At 60.8% G+C, this 18790-nt stretch carries 19 protein-coding genes, 1 tRNA gene and 1 pseudogene; 10 read left to right on the forward strand and 11 right to left on the reverse strand.

Annotation, left to right across the window (positions count from 1 at the left end; genetic code table 11):
* Positions 1-76: 76 nt before the first annotated feature.
* Entirely contained in the window at positions 77-1429 is a 1353-nt protein-coding gene (locus AMK00_RS00635; protein ID WP_064809220.1) for a site-specific integrase, read from the reverse strand.
* A gap of 91 nt (positions 1430-1520) precedes the next feature.
* On the opposite strand from AMK00_RS00635, the gene AMK00_RS32365 reads away from it, so the two are divergent.
* Positions 1521-1622: transfer RNA gene (locus tag AMK00_RS32365), tRNA-Ala, on the forward strand.
* Between the two features lie 101 nt (positions 1623-1723).
* Positions 1724-1998, forward strand: a pseudogene (locus tag AMK00_RS00640) (GIY-YIG nuclease family protein).
* 89 nt (positions 1999-2087) lie between these two features.
* Here AMK00_RS00640 and AMK00_RS00645 read toward each other — a convergent pair.
* Positions 2088-2324: a DUF2798 domain-containing protein gene (locus AMK00_RS00645; protein ID WP_064800206.1), complete on the reverse strand. Its 237-nt coding sequence runs from the start codon at positions 2322-2324 to the stop codon at positions 2088-2090.
* A 236-nt stretch (positions 2325-2560) separates the two neighbouring features.
* Between AMK00_RS00645 and AMK00_RS00650 the strand changes: the two genes are divergently transcribed.
* The gene (locus tag AMK00_RS00650) at positions 2561-3283 is read left to right on the forward strand and encodes a YoaK family protein (RefSeq protein WP_064800207.1); all 723 of its coding nucleotides are present in this window, start codon (positions 2561-2563) and stop codon (positions 3281-3283) included.
* Between the two features lie 67 nt (positions 3284-3350).
* Entirely contained in the window at positions 3351-4139 is a 789-nt protein-coding gene (locus AMK00_RS00655; protein ID WP_064809221.1) for a YdcF family protein, read from the forward strand.
* Positions 4140-4141: 2 nt separating this feature from the next.
* On the opposite strand, the gene AMK00_RS00660 is transcribed toward AMK00_RS00655, so the two are convergent.
* On the reverse strand, positions 4142-4615 hold the full coding sequence (locus tag AMK00_RS00660) for a hypothetical protein (protein WP_064800209.1): 474 nt from the start codon (positions 4613-4615) through the stop codon (positions 4142-4144).
* Between the two features lie 177 nt (positions 4616-4792).
* On the opposite strand from AMK00_RS00660, the gene AMK00_RS00665 reads away from it, so the two are divergent.
* Positions 4793-5428, forward strand: coding sequence for a trimeric intracellular cation channel family protein (locus AMK00_RS00665; RefSeq protein ID WP_064805816.1), 636 nt, complete (start codon positions 4793-4795; stop codon positions 5426-5428).
* A 15-nt stretch (positions 5429-5443) separates the two neighbouring features.
* Here AMK00_RS00665 and irrA read toward each other — a convergent pair whose 3' ends face one another.
* Positions 5444-5863 carry an iron response transcriptional regulator IrrA gene (irrA, locus tag AMK00_RS00670; protein WP_064800210.1) on the reverse strand — a complete coding sequence of 140 codons (420 nt, stop codon included), beginning with the start codon at positions 5861-5863 and terminating at the stop codon, positions 5444-5446.
* A 301-nt stretch (positions 5864-6164) separates the two neighbouring features.
* On the opposite strand from irrA, the gene fabA reads away from it, so the two are divergent.
* The 5 genes from fabA to AMK00_RS00695 all read left to right on the forward strand — a co-directional run bounded on the left by fabA (position 6165) and on the right by AMK00_RS00695 (position 9450).
* Positions 6165-6680 carry a 3-hydroxyacyl-[acyl-carrier-protein] dehydratase FabA gene (gene fabA, locus AMK00_RS00675; RefSeq protein ID WP_020920068.1) on the forward strand — a complete coding sequence of 172 codons (516 nt, stop codon included), beginning with the start codon at positions 6165-6167 and terminating at the stop codon, positions 6678-6680.
* A gap of 45 nt (positions 6681-6725) precedes the next feature.
* Complete coding sequence (gene fabB, locus AMK00_RS00680) at positions 6726-7958, forward strand: beta-ketoacyl-ACP synthase I (protein ID WP_064809222.1); 1233 nt, start codon at positions 6726-6728, stop codon at positions 7956-7958.
* A 4-nt stretch (positions 7959-7962) separates the two neighbouring features.
* On the forward strand, positions 7963-8769 hold the full coding sequence (fabI, locus tag AMK00_RS00685; RefSeq protein ID WP_064809223.1) for an enoyl-ACP reductase FabI: 807 nt from the start codon (positions 7963-7965) through the stop codon (positions 8767-8769).
* Positions 8770-8893: 124 nt separating this feature from the next.
* Positions 8894-9058 (forward strand): type II toxin-antitoxin system HicA family toxin, encoded by a 165-nt coding sequence (locus AMK00_RS00690; protein ID WP_064809224.1) that lies wholly within the window; start codon positions 8894-8896, stop codon positions 9056-9058.
* On the forward strand, positions 9055-9450 hold the full coding sequence (locus tag AMK00_RS00695; protein ID WP_064809225.1) for a type II toxin-antitoxin system HicB family antitoxin: 396 nt from the start codon (positions 9055-9057) through the stop codon (positions 9448-9450). Before AMK00_RS00690 ends, AMK00_RS00695 begins: the two co-directional genes overlap by 4 nt.
* Before the next feature lie 3 nt (positions 9451-9453).
* Here the strand turns inward: AMK00_RS00695 and AMK00_RS00700 are convergent, their stop codons facing one another.
* The 7 genes from AMK00_RS00700 to infB form a co-directional block, all read right to left on the reverse strand.
* Entirely contained in the window at positions 9454-10470 is a 1017-nt protein-coding gene (locus tag AMK00_RS00700) for a class I SAM-dependent methyltransferase (protein ID WP_064809226.1), read from the reverse strand.
* A gap of 130 nt (positions 10471-10600) precedes the next feature.
* Positions 10601-12739, reverse strand: coding sequence for a polyribonucleotide nucleotidyltransferase (gene pnp / locus AMK00_RS00705; protein WP_011423507.1), 2139 nt, complete (start codon positions 12737-12739; stop codon positions 10601-10603).
* 368 nt (positions 12740-13107) lie between these two features.
* A complete protein-coding gene (gene rpsO, locus AMK00_RS00710; RefSeq protein ID WP_009997779.1) occupies positions 13108-13377 on the reverse strand; it encodes a 30S ribosomal protein S15 in 270 nt (89 codons plus the stop codon).
* Positions 13378-13526: 149 nt separating this feature from the next.
* Positions 13527-14375 (reverse strand): alpha/beta fold hydrolase, encoded by an 849-nt coding sequence (locus AMK00_RS00715; protein WP_064809227.1) that lies wholly within the window; start codon positions 14373-14375, stop codon positions 13527-13529.
* A gap of 79 nt (positions 14376-14454) precedes the next feature.
* Positions 14455-15387, reverse strand: coding sequence for a tRNA pseudouridine(55) synthase TruB (gene truB, locus AMK00_RS00720; protein ID WP_064809228.1), 933 nt, complete (start codon positions 15385-15387; stop codon positions 14455-14457).
* 12 nt (positions 15388-15399) lie between these two features.
* Positions 15400-15804: a 30S ribosome-binding factor RbfA gene (rbfA, locus tag AMK00_RS00725; RefSeq protein WP_064809229.1), complete on the reverse strand. Its 405-nt coding sequence runs from the start codon at positions 15802-15804 to the stop codon at positions 15400-15402.
* Between the two features lie 149 nt (positions 15805-15953).
* On the reverse strand, positions 15954-18707 hold the full coding sequence (gene infB, locus AMK00_RS00730; protein WP_064800219.1) for a translation initiation factor IF-2: 2754 nt from the start codon (positions 18705-18707) through the stop codon (positions 15954-15956).
* Between the last annotated feature and the right edge of the window lie 83 nt (positions 18708-18790).

Consider the following 18790-nt stretch of genomic DNA (forward strand, 5'->3'; position numbering starts at 1 on the left):
CAGGATGGCCGCAGGGAAGCCGGTGATGCTTTCCGGCTTGTCGGACCGTTGCCCTATCCCTGCAGTAGGATTGCGATCAGGTCTTTTCTGATCGCAACGGTTGGACGTTCTGGCGGCGTGGTCGATCCCCCATGGCGTCAACAATTTTGGATCCGATCAAATCAGAAGCGCGGCGCTTCGGATCGTCTGCTAGATGAGCATATCGCTCGGTGGTCTTTGCTTGGGTGTGACCCAGGAGCTTACCAATAATCTGAAGGCTTAAGTTTGCCTCGACCCCCACGGAGGCATGAGTATGCCGCAAATCGTGGATGCGAACTCGCACATTGGGATCATCCGCACTGGCGTCCAAACCCGCTCGCTTTCGGACGTGGTGCCATGGGCGCTTCAAATCGGATCGAGGACGTTCCTGAACCGTGCCATCAGGCAAAGTCTTCGGCTCGCCTGGAATGACATAAATTCCCATCTTCGGAAGCTCATGGAGAATATATTGAGCGGGGCTATTGAGAATGATGGTCTTCTTGCGGGTTTTGCTGTCGTCGAGAAAGAGTAGACTCCTTTCGAGGTCGACGTTCGACCACTTCAGCTTGAGAATTTCCCCGCGCCGTGCGCCCGTCAGGATAAACAGCCGAATGGCGGCAGCGGAAAACTTGTCGATGGTGATGCGCCTATTTTCCGGCTTCGGAGCATGTTTTACTTTTTTTTCCGGGTCAGGGTCCCAGGGAATTCCGTCCGTTTCCGCTTCTCGGACCGCATCGCCAAGCCGTGATAGTTCCTCGTTCGTAAGGTAGCGTTCGCGGGAGTCCTCAGCGTACTTTTTGATACCGCCGCAAGGATTGTCCATCTTCGGAATCTCCTTGACGCTCATCCCCCAGGTATACATCGAGCTGATTGTTGAGAGCACCCGGTTCGCTGTGGTGGCTTTTTCTTTCATCCCAACGTGAAGCTTTTCGATATCGCCCGCGTCTACGTCCTTCGCCTTCTTTCTACCGAGCGTCGGGGATGCAAGCCCGAGCCAGTGCGAGTAGAGGCCGTAAGTCGTGCTTTTATGCTTTGCGTCGACCGAATCAAGGAACGATTCCTTCAGCGTGTCGAACGTTGGAGCCGCCTTGTCGGCGCTCTTAGCCTTCGCCGGATCACCCCCGTTGACGACTTCGGCAGCATATCTTCTTGCCACCTTCCGAGCCTCATCCGGTGTTACCTTGTTAATGCTGCCAATCGAGCATTTGCGCGTAGGCGCTTTGCGGCCGCTTCCGTACCGGTAAATGTAATAGTACGACATTCCGCCGGTTGGCCGGACGCGAATAACGAAACCTGAAACGCTCGTATCTGACACGAAATATTCAGACTCACCCGGTTTAATTCTCTTGATGAGGTTGAGGGTGATTTCTGAAGTTATCGCCGAATTAATGGTCTGTTCTTTTTTTGCCATTGGAAATACCGGGGAAACACCTGGGAAGCACGAGAAGGGAAACAAGCGGAAATCAATGGAACGATAATACTAGATTTTCGTTGCAATGAAAGGGGTTATGGCTACCACAGGAAAGAAGCGGAAACACCCGGAAAGTATGACCCATTGCATGGCATGCAAGAGGTCAGCGGTTCGATCCCGCTTAGCTCCACCACGCTTCGCCCTTACGGGCTTCGCGTGGCGCAGCCGCGAGAAACCGTTAGGCCGAAGCAGTGCCCGGCATAGCCCGAAGGGCGACGACGGGCTGAAACGCTGATGTGGTACGTCTATATTCTCCGCAGCATCGATTTCCCGATCAGGAATACACCGGGTCTACTGCAGACCTGAAACAGCGCCTTACGGCTCACAATGCTGGAAAATCCGCCCACACCGCCAAATTCGCGCCTTGGAATTTGCTCTGGTATTGCGCCTTTCCCGAAAAGTACAAAGCGCTTGAATTCGAAACCTACCTGAAATCGCATTCCGGCAGGGCGTTTGCCAGCAAGAGATTGATCCAACCGAATCTGGTTTCAGTCGCCTCGATAACCTGAATTGATATGCGCGAGGCATTTGCAAAGAAACGACTCTAGCCGTCCCCTCAACACCGGTAGGCCGCCCCCACAGCCCACCGGCGCCTCGCTTAAGTCTCGACAATGGCCGCCGTCACCCGCCTCACCACTGGAAGCACCAACAGCAGCACGGGAAAGGCGATCGCCCAGGAGAGCGCCCATGCGGACGGCCACATGGCAAGGGCGGCTGCGGTCAGGCCTTGTGCTCTGAGGATGCTGATCGCCGAGACGACTGAGGTCATCAGCAGCGACAGCATGAGCGGCATGACGATGGCATTATAGCGTTTCGGGAGTTTGCCTTTGGGCATTTTTTGTCTCCGTAAGATGTCGATCAGAACAAACAGCGCAGCGCCGATCGGCGGGTTGCGCGTTGATTGACGTAAACGCTTACGGAGCTTCGGTCTGAAGCGACGCCGTTTTATGGCGGAAAATATCGCTCTGCTCAAGTCCCGCCCAACCACTTTCAATCCCTCTTTGCCAATTCCTCAATGAAGAGGATTTATCCTTCTTCCGGAAACTCAGCGATTCGGCTTCAGGACCCGCAATGACCAGAGCAAGACGCCGCCGCATCATTCGTACACGACGAACCGTCACCGGGATCGCCCTCGTCGCCTCGATTTCGTTTCTTGCCGGCATGACCGATGCGACCGGGCTGCTGCTGACCGGCGATTTCGTCTCCTTTATGACCGGCAATACGACGCGGGCGGCGCTCGCCTTGAGTGAGGGCAATCTCTTTCACGCGGCGGTGCTGATCTCCGCCATTGTCGTTTTTGTGCTCGGCAATGCGGCCGGCATCGTCATCGCCCATGTCTCCGAGCGCCGAATATTCGTCGTGCTCGGCTGCGTCGGCCTCGTCCTGGCGCTCGCATCGATGACGACATGGCAGAGCATGATGCTCGCGAGCTTCTACCTGATCGTCTTTTCCATGGGCATGGTGAACGCCGCTGTCGAGCATATCGAAGGCCTGCCGATCGGGCTGACCTATGTCACCGGCGCCCTGTCGCGCTTCGGCCGCGGCATCGGCCGCTGGATCATCGGCGATCGCCGTGTCGAATGGACGATCCAGATCGTGCCCTGGGGCGGCATGGTGCTCGGCGCGATCGCCGGTGCGGTCCTGACGCGGTTGACCGGTGCCCATGCCTTGTGGCTGGTCTCCATCTTTGCCATGGCGCTGGCGCTTGTCGCCATGTTCATTCCCCGGCCGCTTCAGCGGCGCTTCAACCAGAAGCTTGCTTCGCACCGCTCGGCCGCAGTGCGCGGCAAATAGAAGCGTCGCATTCCTGTTACCCTCGAATCGGATAGGAAGATCGCTGTCCGTCCTCAAGGAGTAGATCGTGTTCCTGATTTCGAAGCTCGTCTGGATTTTTGCCCAGCCGCTGTCGCTGGCATTCCTGCTCGTCTTCTTCGCCCTCATCGCCGAGCTGCTGCGCTGGCGTGCCTTAAGTATTCTTGCTGCAACGGCTAGCGCGCTCATCCTCTTCGTCACGCTCTACACCACCGCCGGCAACCTCATGATGCAGGGCCTCGAGCAGCGGTTTCCAAAACCCGTCGCCGATCCGCAGAGCCTGCAATGCATGATCGTGCTCGGCGGCGCCTTCGAAAACGAGGTGAACACGGCCCGCCACGGCATCGAATTCAACGCCGGCGCCGACCGCTTCGTCGAAGCCTTGCGGCTCGCGCAGAAATTTCCGCAGTCGCGCATTCTCGTGTCGGGCGGCGACGGCTCCATTTCGGGCATTTACGAAGGCGATGCGGCGGCATCCGAGCGTTTCTTTCCACTGTTCGGCATCGGCAGGGATCGCCTGATCGAGGAGCGGCAATCGCGCACGACCTTCGAAAATGCCGTCAACACCAGGGAATTCCTCGCAGGCCAGGGCCTTTCCCATTGCCTGCTGATCACCTCGGGCTTCCATATGCCGCGTTCCGTCGGCATCTTCCGCAAGCTCGGCATCGACATCGTGCCCTGGCCGACCGACTATCGTACCGACGGGCAGGTTCGGCTGACCTTGGATTTCACTCAGCCGAACCTCAATGCCCAGAATATGGCGACGGCGATCCGCGAATGGTACGGCCTCATCGGCTACTATCTCGCCGGCCGGACGTCGGAGTTCTATCCGCGTTAAGCCTATTTCTTCGAGATGGTGACGAATTTCGCGCCGCGCACACGCGCGGTCACGATGCAGGGATCGCCTTCGGTGCGGTCGCAGAAACGCGGATGCATCTTCATCGCCAGCACCATGTTGCCGAAGCGCTGGACAAAGTCGTAGCCATAGATCTGCGCCGTCGCGATCATGAAATAACCGCCTTCGGCAACCTGCAGATAGAAATTATAGGTGCAGCCGTCGTCGTTGCATTGCGGCCCCTTCTGCCCGTCGCAGGTCAGTTGGCCCTCATTGACCACGGCGTCGATCAGCCCGTCATTGTTGATGTCCTGCCTGATAACGAAGCCGTCGGCAAATTCGGCCGCCTTGCACTGTTCCTGGAAATGCTTCTTCTCGTAGATCTCGGGGTCGGAGATCAGCGATTGCTGGGCAAGCGCGCCAACCGGCATGGCGAGCAGCAGGACGATATTGAGAACGGCGAGCACCAGCGTTTTCACGGGCTTTCCTCTTTTGGACAAAGGCTCTGAAGCCTATGCATGTTGCCCGAACCTGTGCGGCGGTTTGGGATAACAACATGCATCGAATAAAGACCGTTGCTTTATGGCCGCGCCGCCTTGCGCCGCCCTTGCCGCCATGGTTCTTTCCGGAAACTGTTCGCCGGTTCCGGGGTCCGCATGTCCTTGCTCGTCTATCTCGATTATGCCGGCATTGCGCTGTTTGCCGCGACAGGCGCGCTCGCCGCCTCGCGCAAGCAGCTCGATCTGATCGGCTTTCTGTTTTTCGCCATGGTGACGGGAACCGGCGGCGGCACCGTGCGTGACATCGTGCTCGGCCGCGTGCCGGTCTTCTGGGTGCTGAACCCCGCTTATATCCTCGTCTGCTGCATCATGGGCGTCATCGTCTTCTTCACCGCCCATCTGCTGGAATCGCGCTATCGCCTGCTGATCTGGCTGGATGCGATCGGCCTTGCCGCCTATTGTGTTCTCGGTGCCGCCAAGGGACTTGCCGCCACCGGCTCCCCGACCATCGCGATCGTCACCGGCACATTGACGGCGACCTTCGGCGGCATCCTGCGCGATCTGATGGCAAACGAGCCTTCGGTGCTGTTGCGGCCGGAAATCTATGTGACGGCGGCGCTGATCGGCGCCGGCGTGTTTACGCTCGCCAATGCGCTGGGAATGCCGCTCTATCTCGCCTCGGGCTGCGGCGTTGTGGCGGCCTTTGCCGTTCGCGGCGGCGCGCTGTGGTTCGGCTGGACCTTCCCGATCTACAAGCACAAACCCGGGCGGCATCCCGACGATGTGATGTGAGCCTTTTGGGCGCCGTCAGCCCTGCTTGGCCCGCAGCCGGATCACCACGTCGACATGGGCGATCTCCATGCCTTCGGGCGGCTCCGGCAGATTGCCGATCGTCAGGTTGCTGACGGGAATGTCGAGCACCTTGTTGTGGCCTTCGATGAAGAAATGGTGGTGGTCGGAAACATTGGTGTCGAAATAGGTCTTGGCGCTCTCGACGGCGAGAACGCGGATGAGACCGGCTTCGGTGAACTGGTGCAGCGTGTTGTAGACGGTCGCCAGCGAAACCGGCACGCCGGCGGCAACCGCCTCCTCATGCAGTTCCTCGACGGTCAAATGCCGGTCGCCCTTGGCAAACAGGAGGTCGCCGAGCGCGACGCGCTGGCGTGTAGGGCGCAGGCCCGCGCCGCGCAGCCTTACCTCTATTGCGATCGGGAGTGCACCCGTCATCAACACGAACTCCGATTATTCCTGCATAAAGCAATCATGTTTCTTCAAGCGGTATAACTTTTGCATCGGAGCCTTTCAATAGTTCAGTGGGGACAAGAGCCTGATAAACGCGGCAAAAACGGGCTTTTGATGCAAATAGGTCTGGTCGCAGCTCTGGCCTTCCTGTATGCGACCACCAAATAATGGCGTAAGCCTGGTCCAAGCCGATGAATGAAGCTGCCTTGCTTGTGCTTCATTTTCTGAAGAACTTGGACTACACGTTCACATCCATCGGCTTCACGCGGGGGGAAAAAGAAATTTTATGACCACCAGACAGTCCAGCTTCTCGTATGAAGAACTCATCGCTTGCGCCCATGGCGAGCTGTTCGGACCCGGCAATGCGCAGCTGCCGCTGCCGCCCATGCTGATGGTTCACCGCATCACCGACATTTCCGAAACGGGCGGCGCCTTCGACAAGGGCTATCTCAGGGCCGAATACGACGTGCGCCCCGACGACTGGTACTTTCCCTGCCATTTCGAAGGCAATCCGATCATGCCGGGCTGCCTCGGCCTCGACGGCATGTGGCAGCTGACCGGTTTCTTCCTGGGCTGGCTCGGCGAGGAAGGTCGGGGCATGGCGCTTTCAACCGGCGAAGTGAAATTCAAGGGCATGGTCCGGCCGCATACGAAGCTGATCGAATACGGCATCGACTTCAAGCGCGTCATGCGCGGTCGCCTTGTGCTCGGCACGGCCGACGGCTGGCTGAAGGCGGATGGCGAGACCATATACCAGGCGTCCGACCTTCGCGTCGGTCTATCGAAAGACAAGACCGCCTGAAACCGCATTTCGAGCGGCTGACGAAAACAACAAAGGTTTGATCAGATGAGACGGGTAGTTGTCACGGGTCTGGGTATCGTTTCCTCGATCGGAAGCGATGCGGCCGAAGTCACCGAATCCTTGCGCCAGGCAAAGTCGGGTATCTCCTTTTCCAACGATTTCGCCGAACACGGCTTCAAATGCCAGGTCTGGGGCAGCCCCAAGCTCGGCCAGACGGAGCTTGCGGAACTGGTCGATCGCCGCGCCATGCGCTTCCTGTCGCAGGGCGGCGCCTGGAACCATGTCGCCATGAAGCAGGCGATCGCCGATTCCGGTCTGGAAGAGAAGGACTACGCCCAGAACGAACGCGCCGGCATCATCATGGGATCCGGCGGACCGTCAACCCGCACGCTCATCGAGGCGGCCGAGATCACCGTCAAGAACAATAGCCCGAAGCGCATTGGTCCCTTCGCCGTGCCGAAGGCGATGTCCTCCACCGCGTCGGCCACACTCGCCACCTGGTTCAAGATCCACGGCGTCAATTATTCGATCTCGTCGGCCTGCTCGACCTCTGCCCATTGCATCGGCAACGCCGCTGAAATGATCCAGTGGGGCAAGCAGGACATGATGTTTGCCGGCGGCCACGAAGATCTCGACTGGACGATGTCCAATCTCTTCGACGCCATGGGCGCGATGTCCTCCAAGTACAACGACACGCCCGATACCGCCTCGCGCGCCTATGACGTCAACCGCGACGGCTTCGTCATCGCCGGCGGCGCCGGCGTGCTGGTGCTGGAGGAGCTGGAGCACGCCAAGGCTCGCGGCGCCAAAATCTACGCCGAAATCGTCGGCTACGGCGCCACCTCTGATGGTTACGACATGGTCGCTCCCTCGGGCGAGGGCGCTATCCGCTGCATGCGCCAGGCGCTTTCCACCGTCAAAGGCGATGTCGACTATATCAACACCCACGGCACGTCGACGCCGGTCGGCGACAGCAAGGAAATCGGCGCCATCCGCGAGGTGTTCGGCACCAAGATCCCGCATATCCAGTCGACCAAGTCGCTGACCGGCCATTCGCTCGGTGCGGCCGGCGTGCAGGAATCGATCTATTCCCTGCTGATGATGCAGCAAGGTTTCATCGGCGAAAGCGCCCATATCACCGAGCTCGATCCCGAATTCGAAGGCGTGCCGATCGTGCGCAAGCGTATCGAGGATGCGAAGATCGATATCGCTCTCTCCAATTCCTTCGGCTTCGGCGGGACGAACGCCACGCTCGTCTTCCAGCGCCATAACGGATAATAATATGACTGGAATCATGCAGGGTAAGCGCGGCCTCATCATGGGCGTCGCAAACAACCACTCGATCGCCTGGGGAATTTCGAAGGCCCTCGCCGCACAGGGTGCGGACCTCGCCTTCACCTATCAGGGCGATGCGCTCGGCAAGCGCGTCAAGCCGCTTGCCGCCGAAGTCGGCTCGGATTTCGTGCTCCCCTGCGACGTCGAGGACATCGCCTCGGTCGACGCTGTAGTCGACTCGCTCGGCGAGCGCTGGGGCAAGCTCGATTTTATCGTCCATGCCATCGGCTTCTCCGACAAGAACGAGCTGAAGGGCCTCTACGCCGATACGACGCGGGAGAATTTCAGCCGCACCATGGTCATCTCCTGCTTCTCCTTCACCGAGATCGCCAAGCGCTGCGCACCGCTGATGGAAGGCAGTGGCGCGATGCTGACACTGACCTATAACGGCTCGACGCGCGTCATTCCGAATTACAATGTCATGGGTGTCGCCAAGGCGGCGCTCGAGGCTTCGGTGCGTTATCTCGCCGCCGATTACGGCCCGCGCGGCATCCGCGTCAACGCCATCTCCGCCGGCCCGATCCGCACGCTTGCCGGCGCCGGCATCTCCGATGCGCGCGCGATCCTCTCCTGGAACCAGCGCAATGCGCCGCTGCGCAAGACCGTGACCATCGATCAGGTCGGCAATTCGGCGCTCTACCTGCTTTCGGACCTTTCCGCCGGCGTCACCGGCGAGATCCACTTCGTCGACGCCGGTTTTAACGTCACCTCGATGCCGACGCTGGATACGCTGTGCAGGGCTGACGTCGAGTAGAACTCTTTTCCGACGTTCTAAACGGCCATGCGCATCATAATGCGCATGGCCTTGCTGTTTTCAGCCATAAGATTTAGATTGAAAAGGGATTTGGGGCGTCCGTGGAGCGAAATAGTCAAAAGATTTGAAGCGCGAGGGCTTTGAAGTTGTTTCGATCAAAGGCTCGCACCACAAGCTTCGTAGAGGCACTGAGACCATCATCGTTCCCCACCCGAAGAAGGATTTGCCGACCGGCACCGCGCTTGCCATTGCCAAGCAGGCCGGATGGAGTGTGAGTGACAAATCATGAGATATTTCATCGCCATCGTGCATAAGGACAGAGACAGCGCTTTTGGTATCAGCTTTCCAGATCTGCCGGCGGTATTCTCCGCAGCCGATGTGGAAGAAGACCTGACTGCGCATGCCATCGAAGCACTTCGCCTCTGGGCGGAGGATGAAACTCTGCCGATGCCCTCCTCATACGACGAGATCAGCTCTCGGCAAGATATCCGCGAGCAACTGACCGCGGGGGCCTTTCTGACACGTGTTCCCTTTATCGAAGACACGACGCGCACAGTTCGAGCCAATGTCACCTTCGACAAAGGCATGCTTGATGCGATCGACAAGGCCGCGAAAGAACGTGGCTTGACCCGCTCGGCTTTCCTTGCAAGTGCGGCCCGCAAGGAAATCGAAGCCGCCTGAGCCTTATTTCTTCGCCCAGAGAACCTTGAAGCGCGCGTTGCGGCAGGTTTCGCCGCTTTCCCTGAATTCTGCGGCAAGAACCGACTCGTAGGGCAGGCCGCGATTGGCGACGAGCATCAGCCGGCCGCCGCCGCGAAGCGCGGTTGCGGCGGTCTTGATCATCGCCTGGCCGAGCGACGGCTCGGCGGCGTGGCCCTCGTGGAAGGGCGGGTTCATGATGACGAGGTCGTATTTGTCCTTGACCGGCTCGCTCGCCAGATCATGCCAGAAGAAGCGCGCAGGCGCGTTCGGGCAGTTCTCCGCCATATTGTCCCGCGCCGCCTCCAGGGCCGCGTGATTGGCCTCGTAGAGGTCAAGGCGTCCCAGTCCGCGCGATCTCTGCGCCATCTCGACAGAGAGATAACCCCATCCCGCGCCGAAATCGGCGACGTCGCCGGTAAAATCCTGCGGCAGGCGCGAAGCGAGCAGCTCCGATCCGGCATCGACCCGGTCATGCGAGAACATGCCGGCTGTCGCATGGAAGCGGTCGTCGACGCGCACCGGCGCTTTCGCCAGCTTGGAAACGATCTCGCCGGCATCGGCCGGCCGGCCGAACCAGAAGGCGACGCCGTGATATTTCGGCATATGGTCGATGGCGAGGCCGAACCCTTCCAGGCGCTTGCGCAGCGGCTGGATGCCGTCTTCCTTCGCTCCGGCAACGAGGATCAGGCCGCCTGGCCGCGTGCGGGCGAGCGCCGCGGCCAGATTGGCTTCGTTCTCGCCCTTGTGCTTGGTGCACAGCACGAGGGCCGCGTCATAATCCTCGCCGTCGATCTCCGGCTTGGCATCAATCCGCTGCGCCAGAAGCTGCCGGTAGAGCGGCCGGAAGCCCTGAACGGCGCTGAGCGAGGCGGCAAAGCCTTCGGGCAGCTGAAAGCCTGCCTCGGCGCCGAGAAAGAGCACACGCTCGCCCTCGCCGGGCGCCTCGACTGTGCCGCTGGCAAAAGGATGGAACAGGGTCTTCAGCGTCTCGCGGCTCATGGGTCTCGTCTCGTTAAAGCATGTCGCGCAAAATTGTGCAGCGGTTTTGCGCCCACGACATGCGCAGAACCAGCATACAAAAAGGGCGCGGAAGATTCCCGCGCCCGGAATTCAATCTGGGAGACGCGGCTTATTCGGCCGCTTCTTCCTTCTTCTTCTCGTTCGGGATCTCCTGGCCGGTGGCCTGATCGACGACCTTCATCGACAGGCGAACCTTGCCGCGTTCGTCGAAGCCGAGCAGCTTGACCCAAACCTTGTCGCCTTCCTTGACGACGTCGGTCGTCTTGGCGACGCGCTCGGAAGCGAGCTGCGAGATGTGGACGAGGCCGTCGCGGGCGCCGAAGAAATTGACGAAGGCGCCGAAGTCGGCGGTCTTGACGACAGTGCCTTCGTAGATCTGGCCGATTTCAGGCTCGGCGACGATCGAATGGATCCACTTGCGGGCCGCTTCGATTTCCTTGCCGGAAGAGGAGGCGATCTTAACGGTGCCGTCGTCCTCGATGTTGATCTTCGCGCCGGTCTTCTCGACGATTTCGCGGATGACCTTGCCGCCGGAGCCGATGACTTCGCGGATCTTGTCGACCGGGATGTTCATGACTTCGATGCGCGGAGCGAATTCGCCGAGCTGGCCGCGGCTTTCGGTGATGGCCTTGGCCATTTCACCGAGGATATGGGCGCGACCGCCCTTGGCCTGGCCGAGAGCAACCTTCATGATCTCTTCGGTGATGCCGGCGATCTTGATGTCCATCTGCAGCGAAGTGATGCCATCGGCCGTACCGGCAACCTTGAAGTCCATGTCGCCGAGGTGGTCTTCGTCACCGAGAATGTCGGAGAGGACGGCGAAGCGATCGCCTTCGAGGATCAGGCCCATGGCGATGCCGGCAACCGGTTTTGCGAGCGGGACACCTGCATCCATCAGCGCCAGCGACGTGCCGCAGACGGTTGCCATCGAGGACGAGCCGTTGGATTCGGTGATCTCGGAAACGACGCGCAGCGTGTAGGGGAACTGCTCCGCCGACGGCAGCATCGGACGGATCGCACGCCATGCGAGCTTGCCGTGACCGATCTCGCGGCGACCCGGGGAACCCATGCGGCCGGTCTCACCAACCGAGAAGGGGGGGAAGTTGTAATGGAGCAGGAAGCGCTCCTTGTACATGCCGGTCAGGCTGTCGACATACTGCTCGTCTTCGCCGGTGCCGAGCGTGGCCACCACGATCGCCTGCGTTTCGCCGCGCGTGAAGAGCGCCGAACCGTGCGTGCGCGGCAGAAGGCCGACTTCCGAAACGATCGGACGAACGGTTTCAAGGTCGCGGCCGTCGATGCGGCTCTTGGTGTCGAGGATGTTCCAGCGGACGATCTTGGCCTGCAGGTGCTTGAAGATCGCGCCGACTTCTTCGGCCGTATACTTGGCTTCGCCTTCCTCGGGGAGGAAATGCGCCTTGACCTTTGCCTTGACGGCGTCGACCGCGGCGTAGCGGTCGGCCTTCTGGGTGATCTTGTAAGCTTCGCGGAGTTCGGCCTCGAAATGCTTCAGCATCTCGCCTTCGAGCTCGGAATAGTCTTCCGGCTGGAAGTCGCGGGGCTCCTTGGCAGCGACTTCGGCGAGCTTGATGATCGCGTCGAGAACCGGCTGGAAGCCCTTGTGGCCGAACATGACGGCGCCGAGCATGACGTCTTCGGGCAGTTCCTTGGCTTCGGACTCGACCATCAGCACGGCGTCGTAGGTGCCGGCGACGACGAGGTCGAGGCTCGACTCATCCATCTCGTCGAGATGCGGGTTGAGAACATATTCGCCATTGATGTAGCCGACGCGTGCGCCGCCGACCGGGCCCATGAAGGGAACGCCGGAAAGCGTCAGCGCCGCCGAAGAGGCGATCATGGACAGGATGTCGGGATTGTTTTCAAGGTCGTGCTGGACGACGGTGACGACGACCTGCGTGTCGTTCTTGTAGCCTTCCGGGAAGAGCGGGCGGATCGGGCGGTCGATCAGGCGGGAAACGAGCGTTTCGTTCTCGCTCGGACGGCCTTCGCGCTTGAAATAGCCGCCGGGGATCTTGCCGGCTGCGTAGGTCTTTTCCTGGTAGTTGACGGTGAGCGGAAAGAAGTCCTGGCCGGGCTTCGGCGCCTTGGCCGAAACGACGGTGGCGAGAACGACGGTTTCGCCGTAGGTGGCGAGAACCGCGCCGTCGGCCTGACGGGCGATCTTGCCGGTTTCGAGCTTCAGCGGGCGGCCGGCCCACTCGATTTCCACGGTGTGTGTATCAAACATATCTTGTCCTTCAATGCGGGAGCACGCGCCATCGCCGATATCAGGGCGCAGCGCACAGTCGACCGCAATCAATGTGACGTATCACGGGCAAGACAACGGGAGGCTTTTCATTCCAGGTCCTCGGTGGAAACCTCAGTTTCCCGAAAACATAAGTTTTCTGAGAAACTGGGCCAAAGCCTCGAAAAGCTCTGGCCGAAAGCATCCGGCAATCCTGCCCCATGACAGGTCAGCGGTTGGTTTGGCAGAACCGGCCCATCCGGGTCTGCCGGTCGTTCCACCGCTTGAGATAGGGCGCGGGCGGAACATTTCATCGGAACATCGTCCCGAAACAGATCCGGCGGACGCTTAAAAGCGCCCGCCGGACAATTTTAGCGGCGGATACCCAGGCTGTTGATCAGCTTGGAATAGCGGCCTTCATCCTTCTTCTTGAGATAATCAAGAAGCGAGCGGCGGCTCGAAACCATCGTCAGCAGGCCACGGCGGGAATGGTTATCCTTCTTGTGGTCCTTGAAGTGTTCGGTCAGGTTGTTGATGCGTTCTGTCAGGATCGCAACCTGAACTTCCGGAGAACCGGTATCGCCTTCGGCGGTTGCATATTCCTTGATCAGCGCAGCCTTGCGCTCAGCAGTGATCGACATCGGATGTTCCTTTCTATGAGAGGAGAAGAGGTCGCCAAAAGCCGGGATGCCGTCCAGCTTTGGCCGTGAATGCGAGCAGGCGGACCTGACGCTGGCGCTGCCTATAAACCAAATATGCAGCGATGGAAAGAGGGAGTATTCTGGCGGCCTTAATGGCTCGCCATCGCATCCCGGATCATCCCGTTATAACCCTCAGCATCCTGCAGCATGGCGAAATGGCTCACATCCCTAAGAATCACGAGTTTGGCGTCCGGAATCTCCTTTGCCATCATCTCCGTATGATCGAGCTTGACCGCTTCATCGTGATCGCCGATCGCAAGCGTGATCGGAACCGAGATCTTCGCAAGATCGGCGGCTGTCCAGGTCGGCTGGGTCGCCCACATCTTGGAGATCTGCGTGTAGACGGTATCGTAGTCGTTCGGCGTCGGCGAAAGCTTCCTGTACTGGTCGCCGGCGACGTTGATGTATTCTTTGAAGGTCTTGTTGGTCAGAGCGTCGTCCTTGACGCCATCAGTCGTCACGTTGGCCGCCTGGGCAATGACGCGGATCACCTTTTCCGGATGGTTCATCGCCATGTCGATGCCGATGATGCCGCCGTCCGACCACCCCACGAGCGTCACCTTGTCGATCTTCAGATAGTGGAGAAGGGCAACGTAGTCCGAGGTCATCAGATCGTAGCCGAAAGGCTGCCCGCTGCGTGTCGACCGGCCGTGACCGCGGCTGTCGGCGACGATGACCAGATGATCCCTGGCAAACTCCGCCACCTGATGCCCCCAGACGTCGGCATTTCCAAGACCGCCATGGATGAAGAGGATCGGATCGCCTTCACCATATTCGGCGTAATACATCTTGATGTCGTTCACATCGGCCATGCCGCTGGTCTTCGGCGTCGGCATTGAAGGAAAGGCGGGAAGCTCGGCCCATCGTTCGGTGGCTTGGGCGCCGGCAATGATCAGGAATAACGAAAAGAACGTCAGGACTTTCGCAATTCTACGCATGGTTTTCCCCTCGGGCCGCCATGGCCCAAGGGCAAGGATATCGCATCGCTACCGCTTGACAATCGTCAGTGGTACGGACTCAGGCGAAAACCCGCTTCGGTCGAAACTCGCCCTGGCCGATTTCGCCGATCGCGATCAGCCTGCCGCGTGCCGTCGCATAGGCTTCGCTTTCGGCAATCGGCGCATCGCGGCCGCGCACCAGGATCGGATTGCCCATCTTCAGCCGGTGCGCCTGGTCGTCGTTGATGACGAGATGGGGCAGGGCCGACAATGCTTCGCAGGTGTCGATCAGGAGCGCATCAAGGGCGGCGAGCCGCTCATCCATATCCTCGATCGATTCCAGCGCCACGAGGTTTGCGAGCGGCACCATGGCCTCTTCCGAAAAGGGCGCGACGAAGGTGCGCCGCAGCCCGGATATATGGCCATAGCAGCCGAGCTCACGGCCGAAATCGCGGGCGAGCGCTCTGACATAGGTGCCCTTGCCGCATTCCACTTCGAAATGTGCGGTATTGGCGTCCGGGCAGGCAAGCAGGGTCAGCCGGAAGATCTCCACTTCGCGCGAGGGGATCTCCACGGCTTCGCCATCGCGCGCCAGGTCATAGGCGCGTTCTCCCGCTATCTTGATGGCGGAAAACTGCGGCGGCACCTGGCTGATGGTGCCGATATATTTGGGCAGGATGTCGCGGATGTGCTGTTCGCTCGGGCGCTCGTCCGAACTCCCAGTGACCTCGCCTTCGAGATCGTCGGTGGCGCGCTCCTCGCCCCAGCTCACCGTGAATTCATAGATCTTGCGGCCGTCCATCACATAGGGAACGGTCTTGGTCGCATCGCCGAGCGCGATCGGCAGCATGCCGGAGGCCAGCGGATCGAGCGTGCCGGCATGGCCGGCCTTCTGCGCCTTGTAGAGCCACTTGATCTTGGAAACGGCTTCCGTCGAGCCGAAATCCACCGGCTTGTCGAGAATCAGCCAGCCGGAAATCGGCCGGCCCTTGGGTTTGCGTGGTTTGGACATCAGTCTCTTCTGTTATTTTTCGTCGCTATCGCCGTCGAGGTCGCGGCTCACTTCGGGCGAGCGCAAGAGCTCGTCGATTTTCTTGTAATTGTCGAAGCTGGTATCGTCGCGGAAGCGCACTTCCGGCATATATTTCATCTGCCGAAGCTGCGGTCCGAGGCGGCCGCGGATGAACTTCGTGTGGCGGTTCAAAGCCTCGATGACGATGCTGTGGTCGGAAACGCCGAGCGGCGTCACGTAAGCCGTGGCGATCTTCAGGTCCGGCGACATGCGCACTTCCGAAATTGAAATCACGGTCGCCTCGATGATGTCGTCGCGCACTTCGCCGCGCTGCAGCACCTGGGTGATCGCGGCGCGGACCTGTTCGCCAACGCGCAGCATGCGCTGCGACGGCGCGGAGGATGTTGGTCTGGTCATTGTTATCTCTGTTTGCCGATGCGGCTGGGAATCGAACCCGTCAAAGGAGAGCGTCCATGACTCTTTTGGCCGAAAAGGTCAAGCCGGCAGGTAGAAAAGCCACCCGCCGGAGAGCGGATGGCTTTGTGAAGCGACTGTAACGCCGAGGATTAGAGCGTGCGTGTGATATGTTCGACGCGGAAGCACTCGATGACGTCGCCGACGCGCATGTCTTCGTAGTTTTCGAAGGCCATGCCGCACTCCTGGCCCATCGGCACTTCGGAGACTTCGTCCTTGAAGCGCTTGAGGGTCTTGAGCTTGCCTTCGTGAACGACGACGTCGTTGCGGATGAGGCGCACACCCGCCCCGCGCTCGACCTTGCCTTCGACGACGCGGCAACCGGCGACCTTGCCGACCTTGGTGATGTTGAACACCTCCAGGATTTCGGCATTGCCGATAAAGGTCTCGCGCCGTTCCGGCGACAGCAGGCCCGACATCGCTGCCTTCACGTCATCCACGAGATCGTAGATGATGTTGTAGTAGCGGATTTCGATGCCCTGGCGTTCGGCGAACTGGCGCGCCTGCGCATTGGCGCGAACGTTGAAGCCGATGATGGCCGCGTTCGAGGCTTCGGCAAGCGAAATATCCGACTCGGTGATGCCGCCTGCGCCCGAATGGACGATGCGGGCACGGACCTCGTCGGTGCCGAGCTTTTCCAGCGCGCCGGCAATCGCTTCGATCGAGCCCTGCACGTCGCCCTTGATGACGAGCGGGAACTCCTTGATGCCGGTGCTCTGCATCTGCGTCATCATCTGTTCCAGCGAACCGCGCTGGCCCGACTGGCGGGCAGCCGCCTTGTCGCGGGCAAGACGCTGGCGGTATTCCGAGATTTCGCGGGCGCGGCTCTCGCTGTCGACCACCGCGAACTTGTCACCCGCCTGCGGCGTGCCGGAAAGGCCAAGCACTTCGACGGGCATCGCCGGCGGCGCGTCCTTCATATGCTCGCCCTTGTCGTTGACGAGGGCGCGCACACGGCCCCAGACGTCGCCTGCGACGATGATCTGGCCCGGCTTCAGCGTACCGTTCTGAACGAGAACCGTGGCAACCGAGCCGCGGCCGCGGTCGAGCTGGGCTTCGATGACGGTACCTTCCGCGGTGCGGTTCGGATTGGCCTTGAGGTCAAGGATTTCCGCCTGCAGCAGAACGGCTTCGAGCAGCTTGTCGAGGTTCTTGCCTGTTTTGGCCGAGACTTCGACGTCAAGCGTTTCACCGCCCATCGATTCCACGAAGACTTCGTGCTGCAGAAGCTGGTTGCGCACCTTCTGCGGATCGGCTTCGTGCTTGTCGATCTTGTTGATCGCCACGATGATCGGAACACCGGCTGCCTTGGCGTGATTGATCGATTCGATCGTCTGCGGCATGACGCTGTCGTCGGCTGCCACGACCAGGATCGCGATGTCGGTCGCCTGCGCGCCGCGGGCACGCATCGCCGTGAAGGCGGCGTGGCCGGGGGTGTCGATGAAGGTGATCTTCTGGCCGTTCTGCTCCACCTGATAGGCGCCGATATGCTGGGTGATGCCGCCGGCTTCGCCGGCAACAACGTTGGCATGGCGAATGGCGTCGAGCAGCGAGGTCTTGCCGTGGTCGACGTGGCCCATGATGGTGACGACGGGCGGACGCGAAACGCGGTCGCCTTCGACGTCGGCGATGTCGAAGATGCCGAGTTCGACGTCGGATTCAGAGACACGCTTGACGGTATGGCCGAATTCGCCGGCGATGAGCTCGGCAAGGTCGGCGTCGATGACGTCGCCCGGCTTCATCATCTGGCCTTCCTTCATCAGGTACTTGATGACGTCGACGGCGCGTTCGGACATGCGCTGCGACAGTTCCTGAATGGTGATGGTCTCCGGCAGGACGACTTCGCGGGAAATCTTCTCCCGAGTCTCCTGCATTTGGCTGCGGCGGAACTTCTCCTGCCGGCGGCGCATCGCCGAAAGCGAACGGCTGCGGCCGGCGTCCTCGCCGTCCACATCGGCAGTGGTGATCGTCAGCTTGCCGCGGCGGCGCTCCTCATCCGTTTTCGGACGGGTCGTCACCGGCTTTGCGGGTTCGGGGCGAACGACGCGGCCGCGCGCCGGACCGCTGCGCGAAGCGCCACGATCGTCCTCGTCGCCGTCATTGCGACGGCCCCGAATGCCAGCCGGCGCGCCGGGCGCCGGGCGAGCGGCTGCTCCGTCGGCATCAGGCCGGCGTGCTGCCGGCGCGGGTGCTGCCGGGCGCGGCGTCGTGTTCGGGCGAGCCTCGGCCGTAGCGGGTGCCGGCGCTGCCGCAGTGGCAGCCGGCTCGGCGGCAGCAGCGGCGGCGGCTTCGGCCTGCCGGGCTGCCTCTTCGACGGCTCGGCGTGCGGCTTCCTCCGCCTCGGCTGCCTTGCGGACAGCCTCTTCGGCGGCACGGCGCTTTTCTTCCTCGGCGCGGCGGATCGCATCCTGGGCGTCACGCGCCTGGGATTCGGCGAGCGCACGGCGGCGCGCATCCATTTCCTCAGGCGACAGATGGTTCAGCACGACAGGACGCGGGCGATCGTTCGGACGCGGCTGCTGATAGGACTGCTGCGGACGCTGGTTGCCTTGGCCGCCGCCGGGCTGGTGAATCCGCGGAGCCGGCGTCGACTGCTGCGGACGCGCCTGAGCAGGTGCCGGCGCCGGTTCGGCTGCGCGAACCGGGGCTGCGGGGGCCGCAGGCGTGATCGGCTTTTCGTCTTCCGGGCGCATCGGGCGCCGCTTGCGGGTCTCGACCACGACCGCCTTGGTGCGACCCCGACCCATATCCTGGCGAACGGTACCCTGGCTCATCCCCGATGGTTTCAGGGTGAGCGTCTTCTTGCCCGTTACGCTGAGTGTCTTGTCGTCGTTACTATCGGTCATTCGTTCCCGTTCCTTCGGACAGGGAGCGATGACTAGATCAGACCCTGTCGTTCAAATACTGTCGATCAATGAGAATGAGACCG

The organism is Rhizobium sp. N621 (assembly GCF_001664325.1).
Taxonomy (GTDB): Bacteria; Pseudomonadota; Alphaproteobacteria; order Rhizobiales; family Rhizobiaceae; genus Rhizobium; species Rhizobium esperanzae.

Bases quoted from the DNA above. Each gene is read 5' to 3' on its own strand.
- AMK00_RS00635 (WP_064809220.1), bottom strand. From the start codon at position 1,429: ATGGCAAAAAAAGAACAGACCATTAATTCGGCGATAACTTCAGAAATC.
- AMK00_RS00645 (WP_064800206.1), bottom strand. From the start codon at position 2,324: ATGCCCAAAGGCAAACTCCCGAAACGCTATAATGCCATCGTCATGCCG.
- AMK00_RS00650 (WP_064800207.1), top strand. From the start codon at position 2,561: ATGACCAGAGCAAGACGCCGCCGCATCATTCGTACACGACGAACCGTC.
- AMK00_RS00665 (WP_064805816.1), top strand. From the start codon at position 4,793: ATGTCCTTGCTCGTCTATCTCGATTATGCCGGCATTGCGCTGTTTGCC.
- irrA (WP_064800210.1), bottom strand. From the start codon at position 5,863: ATGACGGGTGCACTCCCGATCGCAATAGAGGTAAGGCTGCGCGGCGCG.
- fabA (WP_020920068.1), top strand. From the start codon at position 6,165: ATGACCACCAGACAGTCCAGCTTCTCGTATGAAGAACTCATCGCTTGC.
- fabB (WP_064809222.1), top strand. From the start codon at position 6,726: ATGAGACGGGTAGTTGTCACGGGTCTGGGTATCGTTTCCTCGATCGGA.
- fabI (WP_064809223.1), top strand. From the start codon at position 7,963: ATGACTGGAATCATGCAGGGTAAGCGCGGCCTCATCATGGGCGTCGCA.
- AMK00_RS00695 (WP_064809225.1), top strand. From the start codon at position 9,055: ATGAGATATTTCATCGCCATCGTGCATAAGGACAGAGACAGCGCTTTT.
- AMK00_RS00700 (WP_064809226.1), bottom strand. From the start codon at position 10,470: ATGAGCCGCGAGACGCTGAAGACCCTGTTCCATCCTTTTGCCAGCGGC.
- pnp (WP_011423507.1), bottom strand. From the start codon at position 12,739: ATGTTTGATACACACACCGTGGAAATCGAGTGGGCCGGCCGCCCGCTG.
- rpsO (WP_009997779.1), bottom strand. From the start codon at position 13,377: ATGTCGATCACTGCTGAGCGCAAGGCTGCGCTGATCAAGGAATATGCA.
- AMK00_RS00715 (WP_064809227.1), bottom strand. From the start codon at position 14,375: ATGCGTAGAATTGCGAAAGTCCTGACGTTCTTTTCGTTATTCCTGATC.
- truB (WP_064809228.1), bottom strand. From the start codon at position 15,387: ATGTCCAAACCACGCAAACCCAAGGGCCGGCCGATTTCCGGCTGGCTG.
- rbfA (WP_064809229.1), bottom strand. From the start codon at position 15,804: ATGACCAGACCAACATCCTCCGCGCCGTCGCAGCGCATGCTGCGCGTT.
- infB (WP_064800219.1), bottom strand. From the start codon at position 18,707: ATGACCGATAGTAACGACGACAAGACACTCAGCGTAACGGGCAAGAAG.